The sequence below is a fragment of the Streptococcus sp. HMSC066F01 genome (genome assembly GCF_001837335.1).
Lineage (GTDB): Bacteria > Bacillota > Bacilli > Lactobacillales > Streptococcaceae > Streptococcus > Streptococcus oralis_S.
The window spans coordinates 60,017-78,585 of record NZ_KV832118.1 but is presented as its reverse complement, the minus strand read 5'-3'; the positions used below and the strand labels follow the sequence as shown (position 1 = coordinate 78,585).

The following is an 18,569-nucleotide window of genomic DNA, read 5'->3' as shown; positions in this document are numbered from 1 at the left end:
ACCTGTCTTCATATCTCCATTACTTGCATTTAGGTAGTACCAAGTTGAACCATCTTTCACCCAACCAGTTGCCATGGCTCCTGATGAACGAAGGTAGTACCACTTGTTACCAAGATATTGCCAGCCTGTTTTCATATCGCCATTTTCAGCATCTAAATAGTACCAAGTTGAGCCTTCCTGATACCAGCCAGTTGTCATAGCTCCTGATGAACGGAGGTAGTACCACTTATTGCCAATTTGCTTCCAACCAGTTTGCATAATGCCAGTTGTTGCATCGAGATAATACCAAGTTGAATCATCGTTTATCCAACCTGCACGTCTTTCACCACTAATATAGTTTTCTCCATTAATTTCCGTTTTAGCTAAATAATACCAATTAGACTGGTCATAAAGCCAACCTGTCTCTAAAGAATGATCTTGATTAAAGTAATAGTTCGTGTAAAAACTCTTCTCTTCTTTATCTTCTGGGTTTGTACGTTTTTCCCCATACTTTCTTCCAACACTGTCTTTAGTTTTAACCTCTAATGCTTTCCAACCAACAAACTCTTGTAGCACTCCATTTTTGTCAAAGTAGTACCATTCTGGCATTGGGGAACCTTCTAATCTGATACCATTTGGGTAAGGACCAATTGTATATCCTTTAACTGGCATTGGAATATATTGCCAACCAACAACCATTTCACCATTATAATCAAAATAATAGGTCTTGCCATCAATCACTCGCCAGTCCGTTTCTTTGATGTCACCCTTCTTGTAGTAGGTTCTACCATTTTCTTGGACAAATTGCCAGCCTTCTGAATCAACATCATCCGCAAAGACGGTGCTTGTCGCTAACAAAGCAAAGAAAAAGACTGTCAGTCCAACTTGCATCATTATTTTAAATTTTTTCATTAGATCTTTCCTCCATAACTGATTGTAGCAAAGACTTTATTGTATGTCAATATATAGAAACTTCTCAAAAAAAGCAGTTACACAACTGCAACTGCTTTTCTATTCTTGCATGGTGTAACCAACACCACGCACGGTTTTAATGTAGCTTTTTTGACCTTTTACATCAAGCTTGCTACGTAGATAAAGGATATAAACATCCACGATATTGGTTTCTGTCGCACTTTCGTACTTCCAAACACTTTCCAACAACTGCTCACGAGTCAAGACCTTCTTGCTTCCCATGAGAGTGGCCAAAAGGTCATACTCACGGCGCGTCAGAGCAATCATCTCCTCGCCACGATAAACGGTATGATGTTCTATATCCATACGCAAATTGCGGTAAGACGTTGGGACCTTCATCTGACTACAATGTTGGTCGATAAAGTCCCGACCTCGGAAAATCGCTGAAATACGAGCCACCAGCTGATCAATAATCACTGGCTTATAGATGTAAGAAACGGCGAAGCGCTGGATTGTCTCAATCTGGTCTTGCAATTCTTCGCGATGGTCCAAGACCATGATCACTGAGGCAGGTTTTGTCCGACTCAGCCTCTCTGCAAAATCCTGGGCCGTCATATCCCCCAGACGAGCATTCAGTAAAATCAAGTCATAATCTGTCTGGAGAGCCATGGAGAGGGCTTTTTGCCCCTCCTCGACCAGATCAACACGGTATTGCTCTTTTTGGAGTTCCAGACTGAGAAAATGAGCGAGATTTCGTTCTTTCTCAAGTAATAAAATCCGTTTCCCCATGGCAGACCTACTTATTTTTCGTCATACCAAGAGTAGTGGAATGTTCCTTCTTTGTCTTTACGTTGGTAAGTGTGGGCACCAAAGTAGTCACGTTGCGCTTGGATCAAGTTAGCAGGAAGGTCAGCTGAACGGTAGCTATCAAAGTAAGTAATAGCTGCTGAGAAGGTTGGCACTGGTACACCAGCTTGAACAGCAAGAGCTACGATATCACGCACTGCTTGTTGGTACTTGGCAGTGACATCCAAGAAGTATTCATCCAAGAGAAGGTTTGCAAGGTCTGCATCACGGTTGTAGGCATCTGTGATCTTTTGCAAGAAACGAGAACGGATGATACAGCCATCACGCCAGATAGATGCGATGTCCGCAAATGGCAAGTTCCAGTTATTTTCTTTAGAAGCCACATGCAATTGAGCAAAACCTTGTGCGTATGAGATGATTTTTGAGAAGTAAAGGGCTTGACGGATCTTTTCAATCAACTCAGCCTTGTCACCTTCAAATTTGAAAGTAGCTGGTTTTGGAAGCACCTTGCTAGCATGTACACGCTCTTCTTTGTATGTAGAGATGTAACGCGCAAATACTGACTCAGTGATGAGTGACAATGGCACACCAAGGTCAAGAGCTGATTGGCTAGTCCATTTACCAGTTCCCTTGTTGCCTGCAGCATCAAGGATATAGTCTACGATTGGTCCATCTTGACCTTCATCATCTTTACGGCTCAAGATATCAGCTGTGATTTCGATCAAGTAGCTGTCCAACTCGCCCTTGTTCCACTCAGTAAAAATTTCTGCCATGTCTTCTGCAGAAAGGCCAAGCAAGTGTTGCATGAGGTCGTAGCTTTCTGCGATCAATTGCATGTCACCATACTCGATACCGTTGTGGACCATTTTCACATAGTGACCAGCTCCATCAGGACCGATGTAAGTCACACATGGTTTTCCATCTTCTGGTGCTTTAGCTGAGATTTCTTCGAGAACATCCGCAACCAATTCGTAGGCTTCTTTTTGTCCACCAGGCATGATAGACGGACCTTCAAGGGCACCTTTTTCACCACCAGAAACCCCCGTACCGATAAAGTTGATGCCTGAGTTTGCCAATTCTTCATTACGGCGGATGGTATCTTTGTAGAAAGTGTTTCCTCCGTCAATCAAGATATCTCCCTTGTCAAGGTGTGGAAGAAGGGCTTGGATAGTTGCGTCTGTACCAGGTCCAGCTTGAACCATCAGCATGATACGACGAGGTTTTTCGATTGAGTTTACAAAGCTTTCCACGTCATAGCTTGGCACAAAGTTCTTTTCAGGATGGCAAGCAATTACATCTTCAGTTTTTTCTTTACTACGATTGTAGATAGCAACTGTGTAACCACGAGATTCGATATTTAGGGCAAGGTTACGACCCATTACGGCCATACCAACGACACCAAAGTTAGCTTTTGTCATGTGACACTCCTCTTGTTTAATATGTTTTATTTTATCATTTTTACCTATGAAAGGAAAGAATTTTGTAACGGAGTCCTAGTAGTCCAAGTCATCTGCATGACCAGAACCATTCCCTACAAAGTAACCTGTCTTACAGTTGAGGGTGAAGAGATAGGTTCCATCTGGTTTATAGAGGTTGTAATAACCATTTCCGTTTACGATATTGACACGTTCTAGGATATATTGATTTCCAGTGATATAGCCACGAGCACGTGATGTTGCTAGGACTTGTTCCAATACACCATCCGTAAAGGTCCAAGCAGGGTTATTGCTATCATCTACAGCTGATTGGTTGTACGGTACACGACTAGCACTTCTTTGAAGATTAACCCCATCGCCAGACAAACCACCATTTGTGTCTCTAGCTGGTGCCGTAGTGCTGGTTGAAGGTGTCGTACTGCTTGCATTGCTTTCTGTAGCTGAACTTGAGCTTGCTTGACTCGTGCTAGAGCTCGAACTTGAGCTGGAAGCACTGGTTTGTTGACTCTTGCCAAGACTAATGGCCTTATCCAAGAGTTTGTCTAGTTCTGTGTTCCCTGTCTTGATTTCTGTAAATTTAGCATCCGCTTTGGCTTTCGCATTGGTATCCAAGACACCGTCAGTGATTGCTGGGCTTTCAAAGAGGGCATTAACATCTTGAATGGCCTTAATTTGAGTTGCTAGACTATCATATCTTGACTTAGCTAGTGTATAATCACGGCTACCTTCTAACTTATCTAGCAAGGTTTTCAGTTGGCTCAATTTATCAAACTGGCTGTTTTTCAGAGCTGTCTTATTAGCATCTGTATAGAAAGTATCATAGAGATCATTGAAGTCTTTCAAAGCTGTTTGTGTCCCTTGATCATCCGAAGAGGCTGCTTGAGAAGACTGGATTTCTTGGTTTGAACGAGATACTTGACGGTAGACATAATATGTTCCAGCAAGCACAAGGATTGCAGCTACTACAGAAGCAATGATGATGACACCTTTCTTCTTAGAGCCTGCTTCAGGTTCTGTTTGAGCCGAACGTGATAGAGGTGTATAGGTCGCCTCTTCTTGTTCCTCATTTATTTCCTTGGGCTCTGTTTCTGTTAAAACGAGAGGCTCTATTTCAGCACCTTCTTCATCTTGAAGTGGTGGAACAAACTGAGTAGTCTCTTCATTTTCTATCTCTTCAATAGATTCCTCAGCAACCAGGTCTGAATCGTCTACCTGATCAGAAGTCTCACTAGATTCTCGCACTTCTTGGATCATTTCCTCTAGGTTTTGAGTAGAAGCCAGTTCTTCTTTTTTAAACTGACGAGTTTCAAACTTGTCAGCTTCAATCTCTTCACGGTGTTGTTTGATGTATTTGTCTAAGATACTGTCCTCAGGCAATACTCCTGCTTCGACCTCTTCATTCTTACGAATGACTTGACCAACAGTCAAGTCTTTTGCTTCGTCAAAGTCGAATTGTGGTTCTTGATGTCCTTTTTTATGACGATCACGTCTTTTCTTACTCATGAGTTCACCTTTCTATTTTACCTCTTGGCGTTTGACACGCTGACCAAAGTATTGATACAAATCCACTTTTAAGGTCCCGTTATAGAGTTTTCGTTTTTTATCAGCTGGACTTCCGTACTTGCTTTCAAAAGCTTCGTCACTCGTCAGGATAAACTTACTCCACGTTTTCAGTGGTGCAAAGACTTGTCCCATCTCAGCATAGAGCTTGGTAACTCCTGCATCATCAGACAAGCGTTCCCCATATGGTGGATTGGAAATGATAACGCCATTAATCTTATCTGTGCGCAAGTCCTGTACCCGCATTTGCTTAAAGGTGATATCACCTGCGACGCCTGCTGCTTGAGCATTTGCCTTGGCAATTTCCACCATGCGAGCATCGATATCACAGCCCATAATGTCCAGCTCAAGTTCACGATCAATTTTCTTAGCCGCCTCTGTGCGAACTTCCTGGATTAACCGATCGCTGACCCAGTTCCATTCCTCAAAAGCAAAGGAACGGCGAAGTCCTGGAGCCATCTTTCTAGCAATCATAGCCGCCTCGATACAGAATGTTCCTGAACCACAGGTCGGATCAATCAAGGGCTTGTCTGGATACCAGTTAGAGAGTTGTAAAATGGCCGCTGCCATATTTTCCTTGATGGGTGCTCCACCCTTTTCCGTACGATAACCACGTTTAAAAAGGCTAGAACCTGTCGTGTCAATCATGACAGTTGCCACATCTTTCAGGATAGATACCCCAATCTTAAACTCGGGACCAGTTTCCATCAAGGGAACTCCTTCTGGACGGGCATAGTGTTTTTGTAATTTCTTGACAACAGCCTTCTTAGAGATAGCCTGAACACTGGGCTCGTTGTGGAGTTTAGACTTAACACATTTTGCCTTTGATATCGGGAAACGTGCTCCTAACGGGAGATAGTTTTCCCAATCTAGAGCAAAAACACCTTGAAAAAGCTCTTCAAAAGTCTTAGCTGGAAAACTTCCGACTACAATCTTGATGCGATCCGCTGCGCGAAGCCAAAGATTGGTCTCGATGATTGCCTTCACATCTCCTTGGAAGCGGACACGCCCATTTTCAACCTGGCAATCATAACCAAGGTCTCGCACCTCACGTCCAACGACAGCCTCGAGACCCGCCGCAGCAGTTGCGATTAAATTAAATTGTTCTTTCATTTCTAGTCTTGCAAGACCTTTCTCTTGTTCACTTTAAAAAATGAGGTTGAGAAAGATTTCTCAGCCCCAACCTATATGCAATTTTCTATAAGCCATGTTTTGTTCCAGAAGTGACTAGGACCACTTCCTTCGATAATCATCTGTCTACCGCTAACAGCATAAATCTGCTAGCAGTCAGAGTACTACGTTCGTTTCCGTGCACTCCATGCCCCGACCAAAATTTGGGTTGCTAGCTTGAGGGGTTTACCGCGTTCCACTCTCTCTGTTTCCAGAAAGACTCCGTCACTGTGGCACTTTCAAGCCTATTCTGACCTATCCGAAGACTTAGCCATTTCGACTGCCGTAACGATTTCTCGTCCCTAGGCTTATGGATTCGCCTAGCACAAACACTACAGGCATCACAGCCTGTGCTAGCATGGACTTTCCTCATGAAAAGAGAACCTCTTCACGCGATTATCCAAAAATTGCACTCATTCCTTAGTCAATTATAAATCTTGGTTGTCTAAGATTTGCTTACCAAATACTTCTTTTTCGAGACGATTTAAGCGTTTCAAAATATCAAAGTTTGTCATTGAAGTAGAAGCTGTTACTTCAATAGAGTCTGGTTGAGTTGGAGCTACCTGTGGTTTATGAGATAATTCTTCCTTCAAATCAGCAATCTCTTGACGAAGGGATTTGACCAAAGCTGCGTAGGTTTCATAATCCTTAATCACATCGTCTAGGAATTCATCTACCTCTGCTTTGCTATATCCACGTACTTCACGTCCAAATTCTTGTTCAAAAATATCTTTCGCTGAAAATATAATACTTGCCATGTCTCTCTCCATTCTGGGTTACTAGTATTATTATATAAAAAAAGACAAGTAAAAATCAAGGTCAAAGGCTTACTTTTCAGAAAAATTTTCTACTATTTCATTCAAGTCCTCAAATGTTAATCTTCTTGTAACATAGTCCGCTTGATTTTTCATCATTTGGTAAAAATATCGTAACTTGGTTTCCTTTTCTTCGTCGTAAAAAAGGTAACAAGTATCTGTATTTTCCAGCAGAAATTTCTGATAATCGCGTAGTTGTCCCTTGTGCTCATATTGTGGATAGGCGTATTTAACAAAATCAACCTGCTTGAACTCACTTAATTTTGCTTGATTTGCTTCATTCCAATTACTGCCATGGGTTTCAAAATCAAAAATGGTCGCCAGTTGAAATCCATAGTCTGCTTTCATGTCTTTTGCCACCTGAAGCGCCCAGTACTCAAAGCCCAAAGTCCCTGTAAAGACAAGCCAGGTCACCCCATCCTCAGCTAGACGTTCCAGGTCTCTCCGAATGGCTGTTTTGATAATATCAACGCGAATATCCTTGTCATTAAAGAGACCAAGGTCGAAGGCTGAATAGCCTAAAATCAAGGCTGATGTCATTTTTAACCCTTTCTTTGTAAATTTATGATATAATAGAGTGATGTTATTGTACCAATAAGGAGAATTATGGTCAACTATCCACATAAAATTTCATCTCAAAAGAGACAAGCACCCCTGTCACAAACTAAAAATTTCGCAAATCGGGGAATGTCTTTTGAAATGATGATCAATGCTACGAACGACTACTATTTGTCGCATGGGTTAGCAGTGATTCACAAGAAACCGACTCCCATCCAAATCGTACGTGTCGACTATCCCCAACGAAGTCGGGCCAAGATTGTTGAAGCCTACTTTAGACAAGCCTCAACTACTGACTATTCAGGGGTTTATGATGGATACTACATCGACTTTGAAGCAAAGGAAACCAGGCAAAAACATGCGATACCGATGAAGAATTTTCATCTCCATCAGATCCAGCATATGGAACAAGTCCTTGCCCAGCAAGGAATCTGCTTTGTACTCCTTCACTTTTCTTCTCAGCAAGAAACCTACTTATTGCCGGCTATTGACCTCATCCGTTTCTATCATCAAGATAAGGGACAGAAGTCAATGCCACTTGGATATATTCGAGAAAATGGATATAGGATTGAGCCGGGTGCCTTTCCTCAAATTCCCTACCTCGACATTATCAAAGAACATTTACTAGGTGGTAAAACAAGATGAACAAACAAACTTTTCTGCGAATAGCTAAGTATGTCAGCATCAGTCTCTTAACTGTATTTATCGCAGCTGTAATGCTAGGTGGAGGTCTCTTCCTCTACTATGTTAGCAAAGCTCCAGAACTTTCTGAAAGTAAACTAGTTGCTACAACGTCAAGTAAAATCTACGATAGCAATGACGAGCTTATCGCTGATCTTGGATCGGAACGTCGGGTCAATGCCCAAGCAAACGAAATACCGACCGATTTGGTCAACGCTATCGTTTCGATTGAGGACCATCGCTTCTTTAATCACCGAGGAATCGACACGATTCGTATCCTAGGTGCTACCCTCCGAAACCTTCGTGGTGGTGGAGGTCTGCAAGGAGCTTCCACCTTGACGCAGCAGTTGATTAAATTAACTTACTTCTCTACGTCAACTTCTGATCAAACCCTTTCTCGTAAGGCTCAGGAGGCATGGCTCGCCGTTCAGCTAGAACAAAAAGCGACTAAACAAGAGATCTTGACCTACTACATCAACAAGGTTTACATGTCAAACGGTAACTACGGAATGCAGACAGCTGCCCAAAGTTACTATGGCAAAGATCTCAAAGATCTAAGTATTCCTCAATTGGCTCTCCTTGCCGGGATGCCTCAGGCTCCAAACCAGTATGATCCATACTCGCATCCAGAAGCTGCTCAAGAACGTCGTAATCTCGTCCTCTCTGAGATGAAGGGGCAAGGTTACATTTCAGCTGAGCAATATGAAAAAGCGATTAATACTCCGATTACAGATGGACTTCAAAGTCTAAAATCGGCTAATAGTTATCCTCCATACATGGACAACTATCTCAAAGAGGTAATCGATCAAGTCGAACAAGAAACAGGCTACAACCTCTTAACAACTGGTATGGACGTCTACACCAACGTTGATCCTAAAGTTCAACAACATCTCTGGGATATCTACAATACCGACGAGTATGTCAACTATCCTGACGATGAAATGCAAGTAGCTTCAACGATTGTGGACGTAACAAACGGGAAAGTCATTGCTCAGTTAGGTTCTCGTCACCAATCAAGTAATGTTTCCTTCGGAATCAACCAAGCTGTTGAAACTAACCGTGACTGGGGTTCTACCATGAAGCCAATCACAGACTATGCTCCTGCCTTGGAGTATGACATCTACGACTCAACTGCTTCGATTGTACATGATGTTCCTTACAACTATCCTGGAACAGATACCCCTGTTTACAACTGGGATAGAAGTTATTTTGGAAACATCACCATCCAGTATGCGCTCCAACAATCACGGAACGTTACTGCTGTAGAAACCTTGAACAAAGTCGGTTTGGATAGAGCCAAGACCTTCCTAAATGGAATCGGTATTGACTATCCGGATATGCACTATGCCAACGCGATTTCAAGTAATACGACTGAGTCAAACAAAAAGTACGGAGCAAGTAGTGAGAAAATGGCTGCTGCTTACGCTGCTTTTGCTAACGGTGGTATCTACCATAAACCAATGTATATCAATAAAATCGTCTTTAGCGATGGTAGCTCAAAAGAATACGCTGATCCTGGTACTCGTGCCATGAAAGAGACGACCGCCTATATGATGACAGAAATGATGAAGACTGTCTTGGCATACGGAACGGGTCGTGGTGCTTATCTCCCTTGGCTACCTCAAGCTGGTAAGACTGGTACATCAAACTATACAGATGATGAAATTGAAAACTACATCAAAAATACTGGTTATGTAGCTCCAGACGAAATGTTTGTTGGTTATACTCGCAAATATTCAATGGCTGTGTGGACAGGTTACTCAAACCGCCTTACTCCTATCGTTGGTGATGGCTTCTATGTTGCAGCGAAGGTCTACCGTTCAATGATGACTTATCTGTCTGAGGATAACAACCCTGGCGACTGGACTATGCCAGAAGGCCTCTATCGAAGTGGTGAGTTCGTCTTTAAAAACGGTGCTCGTTCTGCATGGACTGCTCCTGCTCCGCAACAGGCCCCAACACCAGAAAGTTCGAGCTCGACATCAGAAAGTTCAACTTCACAGTCAAGCTCAACTACTCCAAGCACGAATAATAGTGCAAACAATAATACCAATAACCAGCAACCAAATACAACGCCTGGTCAACAAAACCAGAACCAAAATCAGAGTCCTCAACCAGCACAACCATAACATTTATCACCCGGATTTTTCTGGGTGATTTTTTCATAGCACTATTGCATTTATGTGCTTAACAAAAGCCTGAGAAGACATCTTCTCAGGCTTTTTCTGTACTATAAACCTCATTGGGAAAGATAGGAAACGGATTTCGTAATCTTGTTAAGAGGTTTTACTAAATACTAGTCTTTCTTTGTTTTTGCTACAAAGAGAGCAGATAGGGCTAGGCTAACACCTGCTAGGAAGAGGGCTGTGTCAGATTGACTCTCACCTGTTGCTGGCAAGCTCTGTTTTGCTGTTTCTTGTCTAGCAATTTCTTGTTTATGATCTGGAGTCTTACCTTCATCTGAAGCAAGTGAGCTCAGTTTAAACTCAGGTTTCTCTACCATTGGAGCAGCTTGGTCTCCTACTGTTGCTAGCGGGCCTGTGTATTCTGGCAATTCATGCACTAGAGCCATCACTGCATTGACACCACCCTTGAACTCAGGTTTCTCTACTGTTGGAGCAGCTTGGTCTCCTACTGTCGCTACTGGGCCTGTGTATTCTGGAAGCTCATGTACCAAGGCTTCAACTGCATTGACACCGCCCTTGAACTCAGGTTTCTCTACTGTTGGAGCCGCTTGGTCACCTACTGTTGCTAATGCGCCTGTGTACTCTGGAAGTTCATGTACTAGGGCTTCAACTGCATTGACACCACCTGTGAATTCAAGAACCTCAAGAACGGGTGCTGGTTCTTCGCCCTTACTTGACTGAACAGGTTCTTCTGTTAATTCTTGATGGAAGCTTGCCAATTCATAAAACTCAGCCTTGCCACCTTCCCAGACTAATTTGACGTCTAGAAGAGAGCCACCATTTCGGATAGCGAAAGTTTGGAGACTGGATGTAATGGCACCGAGGTCTAGCCAACTGTCTTGACCATCCTTGAGTGTTCTAGCAAGAACACGTGCCTTAGCTCCTTCAGGAAGACTGGAAACGAGACGAAGGTGGTTAGCATTGGTCGGCTCAGACAAGTGATACACCAACTCCCCCTTTTCTTTTTCAGACTTGTAGCTGGTCAAGACTTTTCCGTCTACAAGATTATTGTAGAAGTTGCCTTGGCTTTCTCCACCGTTTCCTTCTACTGTTGGATCATTGATTGGTTTGACAAATTCACCATCGTTGATGACCAATTCTGTAAAGCCTACAAAACGGGCATCATAGTCTGCTGTATAGAGGACACGGAGATAGTTAGCTTTAACTGGTGTCGTCAATTCACCCTCGATATAGCGATTTCCTGGCATCTTAGAATCGTGTGTCCAACCATCTGTCAATGAATCATCGTGTTGGCTATTGGCTACACCATCTCCTACTGTCACGACATCTGTCCAAGTTTTACCGTCTTGGCTGACTTGAATCTTACCATCACGAAGGTAGTTTTGAGTTCCGTCTTGGATGTAGGCTCTGATTTTCTTGATGGTACGTTCACTGCCAAGTTTCAAGGTTACGTGACCATCTTTATGGGCGTAATCTGAAAACTCAACAAAGTTGTTGTAAACACCGTCAAATAGTTGATCTAGGTTGTTCAGTTTACGAACATCATTGCTTCCGTAAGTTGGATGAATGCCCATAGTTGTAGATTCTAGTTTGGTTGGTTGCACTTCTTTGGTTGTCACAAGGAGAGAAGTGGCTGTCACAGCTTGTTCCTGATCTGTTTTATTGACCAAACGAACATAACGTACCAAGTGGCTCACTACAGATCTGTCAGTCAACTGGCTAGCCGGCGTCCATTCTTGCGCATTTGCAGAGTACTCAAGACTAAGAGCTGGGTTGGCCTGACCTTTGAGCTGGATGCTCTTGATTTGATGGATACGGTCAAGTTTCATACCTAGATAGCTATTTGCAGGAAGTTTAGTTCCAGCTGGAATTTGAAGTTCATAATGTCCCAAGCTATCCACTACCGGCGTTTCCTTCAAGGCATCGACGTTGGTGTCTGTTAACTCGCTGTTTCCAGAGCGTGTCTCAACAGAGAAGTCCTGGATACGCCACCAGAGGTCGAGTGCCTTGGTATTGCGGACTCGGATGTAACGAGCATTGATCGCTCTAGTCACTTCCTTGGTTTGCTCACCTGACAAGCGATCGAGTTCCTGCCAAGTAGTACCGTCTGTAGAATACTCAAGCACACCTGCTGCAAGTTTATCACCTGTTCCTTGGCGAAGTCGTACTTTAGTGACTGACTTGACTTCACCGAGGTCAAGTTGTGCCCAAGCATCTACTGGTGTCGTATTGCTACCGTCAGCATTTGCCATCATGGCTTCTGTATTGTCCTTGCCATCAGTGATTTGACGGGCTGAAGTATTTAGTTTGTAAACTAAGTTTGAGCTTAGACTAACTGTCGTTACTTGTTGGCTACGAACTTTTTCAACTGGACGGTTGACTGCAATTTCCTGAACTGCAAACCAAGTATTCTCGCGATCTGCTGTCGCAATCATGCGAACTGCCTTGGCCTTGATATTGAGATTCTCAAACTTAAGCAGGGATTCATTTCCGACATAGCTTGGCTCTTTCAAGGTTACCCAGTTATCGTTTTCATCTTGATACTGCACTTCTGCCTTACTAAAGGTATCACGTGGATTTGCCTGCGTTCCCATAGCAAAGGTCAATGTTTGAATCGCTATCGGTTTGTTGAACTTCATACCAATATAATCACCTGTCTTGATGCTATTTGGTGATTTAATAATCGCATGAGTTGCCAAATCGCCATCCGTTACTTCTGCCAAACCACCCTCTACACCTGTTCGATTGGTAATAAAGGTACTGATGATTTGGTCTGGGTGCAAGACTTTTTGAACTTCAGACGCTAGAACTTCTTTCAGGGATAGGATAAATGGACGAATATGTTGAACACCCAATTCAGCTTTTTCCATATGGTCTACATAATGGAAGGTGTGAGTTTGAGACTGTTCGTACAATTTCAAACCTTTATAGTAGCTATCCCAAAGTTTGGCTGCATCGTTTGTAGCCATGGCTTCAGTTCCTGTAAGGAAGGCATCGAGGGCATTCATTTGGTCGATTGCATTATCCAACCAATAGTGGATTTGGGCAACCATTTTTTTATCGCCTGATGCTTTATAAAGTTCGGCTGCATCTTTAATCTTGGCAAATTCAGCTCGCAAGGCTGCACGTTCGGCAGTCACATCCTGACCTGCTTTGAGCTTGGTCATGAAGTCTGTTAATTTTGGAGCCAAGTCTACAGATTCTTCTAGTTTGACGACACGATTATCCATGTTTTGGTTGATCATGTGCTTACCAAGTTCACGGAAGGCTGCTGATACCTTGCTATCTTCAAAATGACCATTTTCTACAAAGTTGAAGGCAATATCATTGATTTTCTTAGCTTCTTCTTCTGATTTCCACTGTTTCCATGAGTATTGAGCTCCTGAAAAGAGGGCAATCTTAGATGGTTCAGACTGTTGCATTGGGTTCAACATGATACCAGACAGCAAGCTTGGATCCACATTTGGATGAAGGAATTTCTCACCACCACCTAGAATCAAGTGTTGTTTCGAGTTATCTGTTACAGGCCAGTTAATCCAAAGTGAAACTGGGCGATAGGTCTTGCCACCTGCGGATAGATTGTTCTTGAGAGTTGAAAGGAAGCTTTCAGAGACTTCACCCCAAATCTTACCACCCGTCAAGGTCATTGATGTTGAACTTGGGAGATTTTCATTGAGGGATTTCAACTCATCTTCACGTCCATTACCCCAATACTGGCCAGGAACAAAGATCATTTCTTTACGAAGACCGCTGTAAGTTCCCTGCATTTCAGTCAACCACTTGGTCATATCTTGCATCAAGCGGTTGTAGCTATTGTAGCCTCCGACTGGGCTTGGAGCATCATCTGCAAGGATACCAAATTCGCGGACACCCACTTTCATCAACTGGGTAAATTTGGCCTTGATGGTTGCCAAATCTTCTTGGTAATGCGCTTCATTGCCAAAGCGGATACGGTTGTTCATGAATGGATGGATAGTCCAGACATAGCGTGTTTTACTTTGATTTCCGACACGAGCAAGTTCACGGATTTCAGCTAGTTTTTCTTCCGGATAGAGTTCACGCCATTTCTTGTTGTGGTATGGATCATCTTTTGGTGCAAAGAAGTATTGGTTCAATTTCAAATCGCCACCAAAACGCATGAGTTCTGCACGATCGGCATTCGACCATGGGTTTCCATAGTATCCTTCGATGAAACCACGGTTCTTGAGCTCTGCGTAATCTTCTACTGTTACATTGCGAAGGACTGGTACTTGGCTTTCCTTGAGCATGTGTTTCAAGGTTGTCAAACCATAGAAGACTGCATCAGTGTCTTTTCCGACGATAGAAATCGAATTATCCTTGATACTCAAGACATAGGCGTCAATCTTGTCAAAGAGACCTGCTGAAACCTTGGACAAGTTTTGCTCTGCTTGTGAACCTTGTCCATGCACTCCAAGATAGATGTTGGTTGCGCCAGCGATTGCTGCCTTACCAGTTGTATAAGATACTTGATTGTCCTGCAAGACACTCTTCAAGCGATTGCGAGTATAGACATCGAGTTGATCGCCCATGACCAGATTGACTTGCTTACGAAGAGCTGTAACTCCTTCTCCATAAGTCACTTTTTGTGGAGTTGGGAAGACCTTGTACTCTTTCTTGAGATAGTCTGCGCTCTTGCTAGCAGCTGCAATGCTGTCTTCACTAGCTGGTTTACTTGCAGTGAATTGATCTGCCAATTCAACTGTTCCATCACCTGTTTGCTCTACTTTTGGTTTTTCTGGTGTAGTTGGTTTTTCTGGTTGACTTGGTGCAGGCGTTTCTTGCTCTTCTTTGACAGGTTTTAATAGATGAACTTCAGCTGCACTTGCAAAACCACCAACGCCTTCCAATACTTTCAACTCAATCTTGTTGGTATGCACCGCCGCAAAGTTGACTGTTTTTTCTTGGGCGTTGTTGTCCCAGTTTCCTTCTGAAACCTTGACCATTTGGCCATCTTTTTGTGCGTAGATTTCGTAGCGTGTCACAACACCATTTCCACCACCTGGGCGTGGGAGATAGGTCAAGCCATTGACTTTTTCTGCTTCTTTCAAGGTCATAGTAAGGGTGTATGGCGCAGTGTCACCAGTCCACTTAGTATGCCAGAAGGTATTTGGATCATTGTCAAAGGCCTTTTCAACAGCGCCTTCAGTCGCGTTTCCTGGAAGTTGCTGACTGCTTGCGGTTGCTGTAATCTTATCATTTGAAATCAAACGAGGATTTACAAATGCTTTGTCTGACAACTCTGCACTATGCAAGATTCCTTTGAAACCACCGATGCTTTCAAGCGGTAGTACCAAGCTATTGTGGGCAAAGCGAGGGTGGGCTGGATTTGCGATACGCTCAATCTTTTCGCCATCCACATAGACTTCTGTTGATTGTGGTTTGGTCACGATAGAGATTTGATAACGTTTGTTCTTTTCAAGTTTTTTATTGAATTGGATATGGAACTGTTCAAATTGATAAGCAAGGTAGCCGTCTTTATCAGCTAGATAGATACGATTGTCCCCACTAGTTGAGAAGGTTTGTTCCCCATCTCCAGTGACAGTCACATCAAACTTCAAGACGTGACTTGGACCAACATCACCAGCCAAACCTTCGATACTGCTGTCTTTCTCAAAAGCCAATCCCTGCTCGCTTGCCTTCACCTTCTTACTTGCATAGTTCTTGACTGTTTCAGAATTGATGGTAAACAAGTCGCTTTGATCAATCTCTTTATCAGGATTTGACTGTGGCGCATAAGGGCTCGTTGGTAGGGTGCGTTCTGCAAAGGTTGCAGCTGCACGATCGGATCCCCAGGTGCGTTCCGCAGTAGTTTGCATGCTCTTGAAGAAGCGTTTAAAGATATCATAAGAGGTCAAACCTGTCTCATGAAGGTCAATATTGTCATTCCAAACTGCGTGACCACCACCAAGGATACTTGGATGAGAAGCTGGTAGAAGTGGACCTCCACCTGTTCTAAAATCATTCGGTGTCCAGCTATTGTACTGACGTTCGTAGTTAGCATAGTCCCCGTAGGCTGTTTGACTATTGCTTCCACTTGGGACACTATAGGTCGGTACATCCGTGATATTGATAATCTTAGCTCCCTGAGCAATGGCTTCATTTGGTCGTTGCCATCCGATACTCCAGATATCAACCTCTACTCCGTTCCAATCAACAGGAGTGTTCCCACGTTTCGCACTGAGTGAGCCCCAGATACGAGGGGTGTAACCTTTAGACTTGATATATTGGGTCAAATCATTGACATAGCGACGGTAACTTTCTCTGCTGCCATAGTATTCATCCGTTCCGATATGAACAGTTGATACCCCATGAAGCGGTGCATCTGGACCATCGAGGAGTTTGTCATAAACTGATTTGACAAATTTAAGAGTTTCTTCGTACTTGTTATCCAAGTCTAGCATGGCTACGCGCTCAACATTGTGCTTGCCTGCATAATCGCTCAAACTACCTTGATACATGAGGTCTGGGCGAACTTTGACAAAGGATAAGGCGTGACCTGGTGTGTCAATTTCTGGTACTAGGTTGATATGCAAGGCCTTGGCAAGTTTAATCAGATTTTGCATTTCTTCCTTGGTATAGTGCTCATCTGATGTCAATTTTTGACCATTCTTACCGACAATGTCTGTCTCCACACGGAAACCAGTCTTGGCATGTTCAAGTACATACTTGAGTTGTTCTTCTGGACTTAAATTCTTACCTGCCAAGTGTTCCTTTAGGAAGATATAGTTATCATTAAGGTGCAACTGCAAGTCGTTCATCTTGTAGTAGGCCATGTTGAGCATGATGTCTACAAGGGAGTCATAAGGAATAAATTTCCGACCTGTATCTAGCATAAAGCCACGGTGGCTGAAACTTGGGAAATCGCGAATTTCGCCATTTTGGAGGTTACTTTCTCCCATTTGAAGAAGAGTCCGAGTGGCGTAGAAGGCTCCTGTGTTTGTGGCAGCTTCGATGGTAATCACATCATTTTGGATAGTGATACCGTACCCTTCTTTACCATAACCCTTGTTTTCAACTTTTTTAAATTCGATTCGTTTTTGAGCCTGCTTGTCACCTGTTGCTAGTTCCAATCCACGGCTTGCAAGGTCTGACTGGTAGAAGGTTGCTGCCTGATCAAAGCCAGAATCACCTGTCGCAAGGACTGTATCTGAAGTGATAGAAGATTGACCTTCTTTCCCATACCATTGTTGAACAGCTGGTGCTACTTTTGGTTTCACACCCACACCTTCGTCCTGATGTAGCCCCTTGATGACTACTTCAAATTCCTTAGTGAAAGTATGGCTGTCTCTGATTTGTTGGACCATGACCTTGACGCGTTGATCTGTCAGAGGTTTATGGATACGATTTTGAAGGTCAATCACACCTTGTTTATTACTTCCGATGAGGCTGACTTTTCCTGGTAGAGTTGGTAAGACAAGAGACTGTCCGTCTTCTGCTACTGTTAGTTCGGTTACTTGGCGGATATCCGTTACCTTACTATGGTCCGGAACGTTAGAATAAGCTCGAATTTCTTGGATACCAACGTTTCTCCAGTTCATTGTTCCCGCTTGATAGTCGTTAATTTCTAACTTAAGATATTTAGCTTGAATACTTTCAACTAGATCTACTTTCTCATCTAAAACAGGATCTCCAGTCTTGGTATGAGCGAGTTTCCATTGTTTTTCTCCGTTAGCGCCCACGTCTTCTTGACCTGCATAGTAGAGACTCCAAGATTTGATATTGGGGTCATTTTGCCCATTACGAAGACGACGATCCCAGTCAATTTCTACATGCTTGATAAGGGTAGTTTTTGGAAGAGTTAATTCAAAAGTTGGTTTTGGTACATCTCTATCTGTAGCCCAACGAGTATTGTCATCTCCGTCGATAGCTTTATCCGCAGTAAAGTTGGTACCAGTCTCATGGTTGCTCGCCTGAGCAGTAGCACCTTCGAGATGGTTGACATCTTCTCTATCTTCAATTTGCTTTTCAGCTGGTTTTGCTGCTGGCGTAGCAGTTTCAGCTGGTTTATTGTCTGCCTTTGGTGTTTCAACCGGTTTCGGCGTTTCTGCTGGCTTGGGACTTGTAGGACTTGTCTCTGGTTTTGCCTCTTCACTTGATGTAGGATTGCTTCCTTCGTCAGTCGCTGGAGTTTCTTCATGACTTGCTTCTGTTGCAGCTTCTGCATCCGCCTTTTTAAGCGCATTGGCTAAATCATCGGGTAACTTATCCAGTGCTTCAACATGGGTGATGCTTCCCTCTGTTTCTGAAGGTGTTGCTGTTTCTGCTGCCTGAACCATATTGGCGCCAAAGATACTAGCACCAATCATCACGGAGGCTGCACCGATTGCAAATTTTCTTATACTATAGTGACAGCGTTTCTCAAAAAAATGTCTATCCATCTTTCTCCTATTCCTTTCATCCGCATACATGAGTAAGCGGTATCATTTCTCCTTTGAAAAAGGAGAGAACCAAGAGGTCCTCTCCGGCTGTTTGTTCCTTTTTGA

The 18,569-nt window shown here is 43.2% G+C and carries 10 protein-coding genes and 1 other RNA gene; 2 read left to right on the top strand and 9 right to left on the bottom strand.

What is annotated here, in order from left to right; translation table 11 throughout:
- The 8 genes from cbpJ to HMPREF2655_RS04610 all read right to left on the bottom strand — a co-directional run.
- The coding region (gene cbpJ, locus HMPREF2655_RS04645) for a choline-binding protein CbpJ (protein ID WP_070837879.1) at positions 1 to 891 on the bottom strand (891 nt) is incomplete at its 3' end.
- Positions 892 to 990: 99 nt separating this feature from the next.
- Entirely contained in the window at positions 991 to 1,680 is a 690-nt protein-coding gene (locus HMPREF2655_RS04640; protein ID WP_070837876.1) for a response regulator transcription factor, read from the bottom strand.
- Between the two features lie 11 nt (positions 1,681 to 1,691).
- Positions 1,692 to 3,116, bottom strand: coding sequence for an NADP-dependent phosphogluconate dehydrogenase (gene gndA, locus HMPREF2655_RS04635; RefSeq protein WP_000158773.1), 1,425 nt, complete (start codon positions 3,114 to 3,116; stop codon positions 1,692 to 1,694).
- A gap of 75 nt (positions 3,117 to 3,191) precedes the next feature.
- Positions 3,192 to 4,637 carry a cell division site-positioning protein MapZ gene (locus HMPREF2655_RS04630; RefSeq protein WP_070837874.1) on the bottom strand — a complete coding sequence of 482 codons (1,446 nt, stop codon included), beginning with the start codon at positions 4,635 to 4,637 and terminating at the stop codon, positions 3,192 to 3,194.
- Between the two features lie 12 nt (positions 4,638 to 4,649).
- Positions 4,650 to 5,807 (bottom strand): THUMP domain-containing class I SAM-dependent RNA methyltransferase, encoded by a 1,158-nt coding sequence (locus HMPREF2655_RS04625; protein WP_070837872.1) that lies wholly within the window; start codon positions 5,805 to 5,807, stop codon positions 4,650 to 4,652.
- Positions 5,808 to 5,890: 83 nt separating this feature from the next.
- Positions 5,891 to 6,272, bottom strand: an RNA gene (gene rnpB / locus HMPREF2655_RS04620) — RNase P RNA component class B.
- A 20-nt stretch (positions 6,273 to 6,292) separates the two neighbouring features.
- Entirely contained in the window at positions 6,293 to 6,622 is a 330-nt protein-coding gene (gene gpsB / locus HMPREF2655_RS04615; protein WP_000146523.1) for a cell division regulator GpsB, read from the bottom strand.
- 69 nt (positions 6,623 to 6,691) lie between these two features.
- Positions 6,692 to 7,219: an SLOG family protein gene (locus HMPREF2655_RS04610; RefSeq protein WP_070837870.1), complete on the bottom strand. Its 528-nt coding sequence runs from the start codon at positions 7,217 to 7,219 to the stop codon at positions 6,692 to 6,694.
- 66 nt (positions 7,220 to 7,285) lie between these two features.
- Between HMPREF2655_RS04610 and recU the strand changes: the two genes are divergently transcribed.
- Positions 7,286 to 7,882 (top strand): Holliday junction resolvase RecU, encoded by a 597-nt coding sequence (gene recU, locus HMPREF2655_RS04605; RefSeq protein ID WP_070837868.1) that lies wholly within the window; start codon positions 7,286 to 7,288, stop codon positions 7,880 to 7,882.
- Positions 7,879 to 10,047, top strand: a complete 2,169-nt coding sequence (gene pbp1a / locus HMPREF2655_RS04600) for a penicillin-binding protein PBP1A (protein ID WP_070837865.1) — start codon at positions 7,879 to 7,881, stop codon at positions 10,045 to 10,047. The genes recU and pbp1a overlap by 4 nt, the downstream gene beginning before the upstream one ends.
- 167 nt (positions 10,048 to 10,214) lie before the next feature.
- On the opposite strand, the gene HMPREF2655_RS04595 is transcribed toward pbp1a, so the two are convergent.
- Positions 10,215 to 18,464, bottom strand: coding sequence for an SIALI-17 repeat-containing surface protein (locus HMPREF2655_RS04595; RefSeq protein ID WP_070837863.1), 8,250 nt, complete (start codon positions 18,462 to 18,464; stop codon positions 10,215 to 10,217).
- Positions 18,465 to 18,569: the final 105 nt, after the last annotated feature.

Excerpts from the sequence above, each read along its gene's own strand:
- HMPREF2655_RS04640 (WP_070837876.1), bottom strand. The coding sequence starts at position 1,680 with ATGGGGAAACGGATTTTATTACTTGAGAAAGAACGAAATCTCGCTCAT.
- recU (WP_070837868.1), top strand. The coding sequence starts at position 7,286 with ATGGTCAACTATCCACATAAAATTTCATCTCAAAAGAGACAAGCACCC.
- HMPREF2655_RS04630 (WP_070837874.1), bottom strand. The coding sequence starts at position 4,637 with ATGAGTAAGAAAAGACGTGATCGTCATAAAAAAGGACATCAAGAACCA.
- HMPREF2655_RS04595 (WP_070837863.1), bottom strand. The coding sequence starts at position 18,464 with ATGGATAGACATTTTTTTGAGAAACGCTGTCACTATAGTATAAGAAAA.
- gpsB (WP_000146523.1), bottom strand. The coding sequence starts at position 6,622 with ATGGCAAGTATTATATTTTCAGCGAAAGATATTTTTGAACAAGAATTT.
- HMPREF2655_RS04610 (WP_070837870.1), bottom strand. The coding sequence starts at position 7,219 with ATGACATCAGCCTTGATTTTAGGCTATTCAGCCTTCGACCTTGGTCTC.
- HMPREF2655_RS04625 (WP_070837872.1), bottom strand. The coding sequence starts at position 5,807 with ATGAAAGAACAATTTAATTTAATCGCAACTGCTGCGGCGGGTCTCGAG.
- gndA (WP_000158773.1), bottom strand. The coding sequence starts at position 3,116 with ATGACAAAAGCTAACTTTGGTGTCGTTGGTATGGCCGTAATGGGTCGT.
- pbp1a (WP_070837865.1), top strand. The coding sequence starts at position 7,879 with ATGAACAAACAAACTTTTCTGCGAATAGCTAAGTATGTCAGCATCAGT.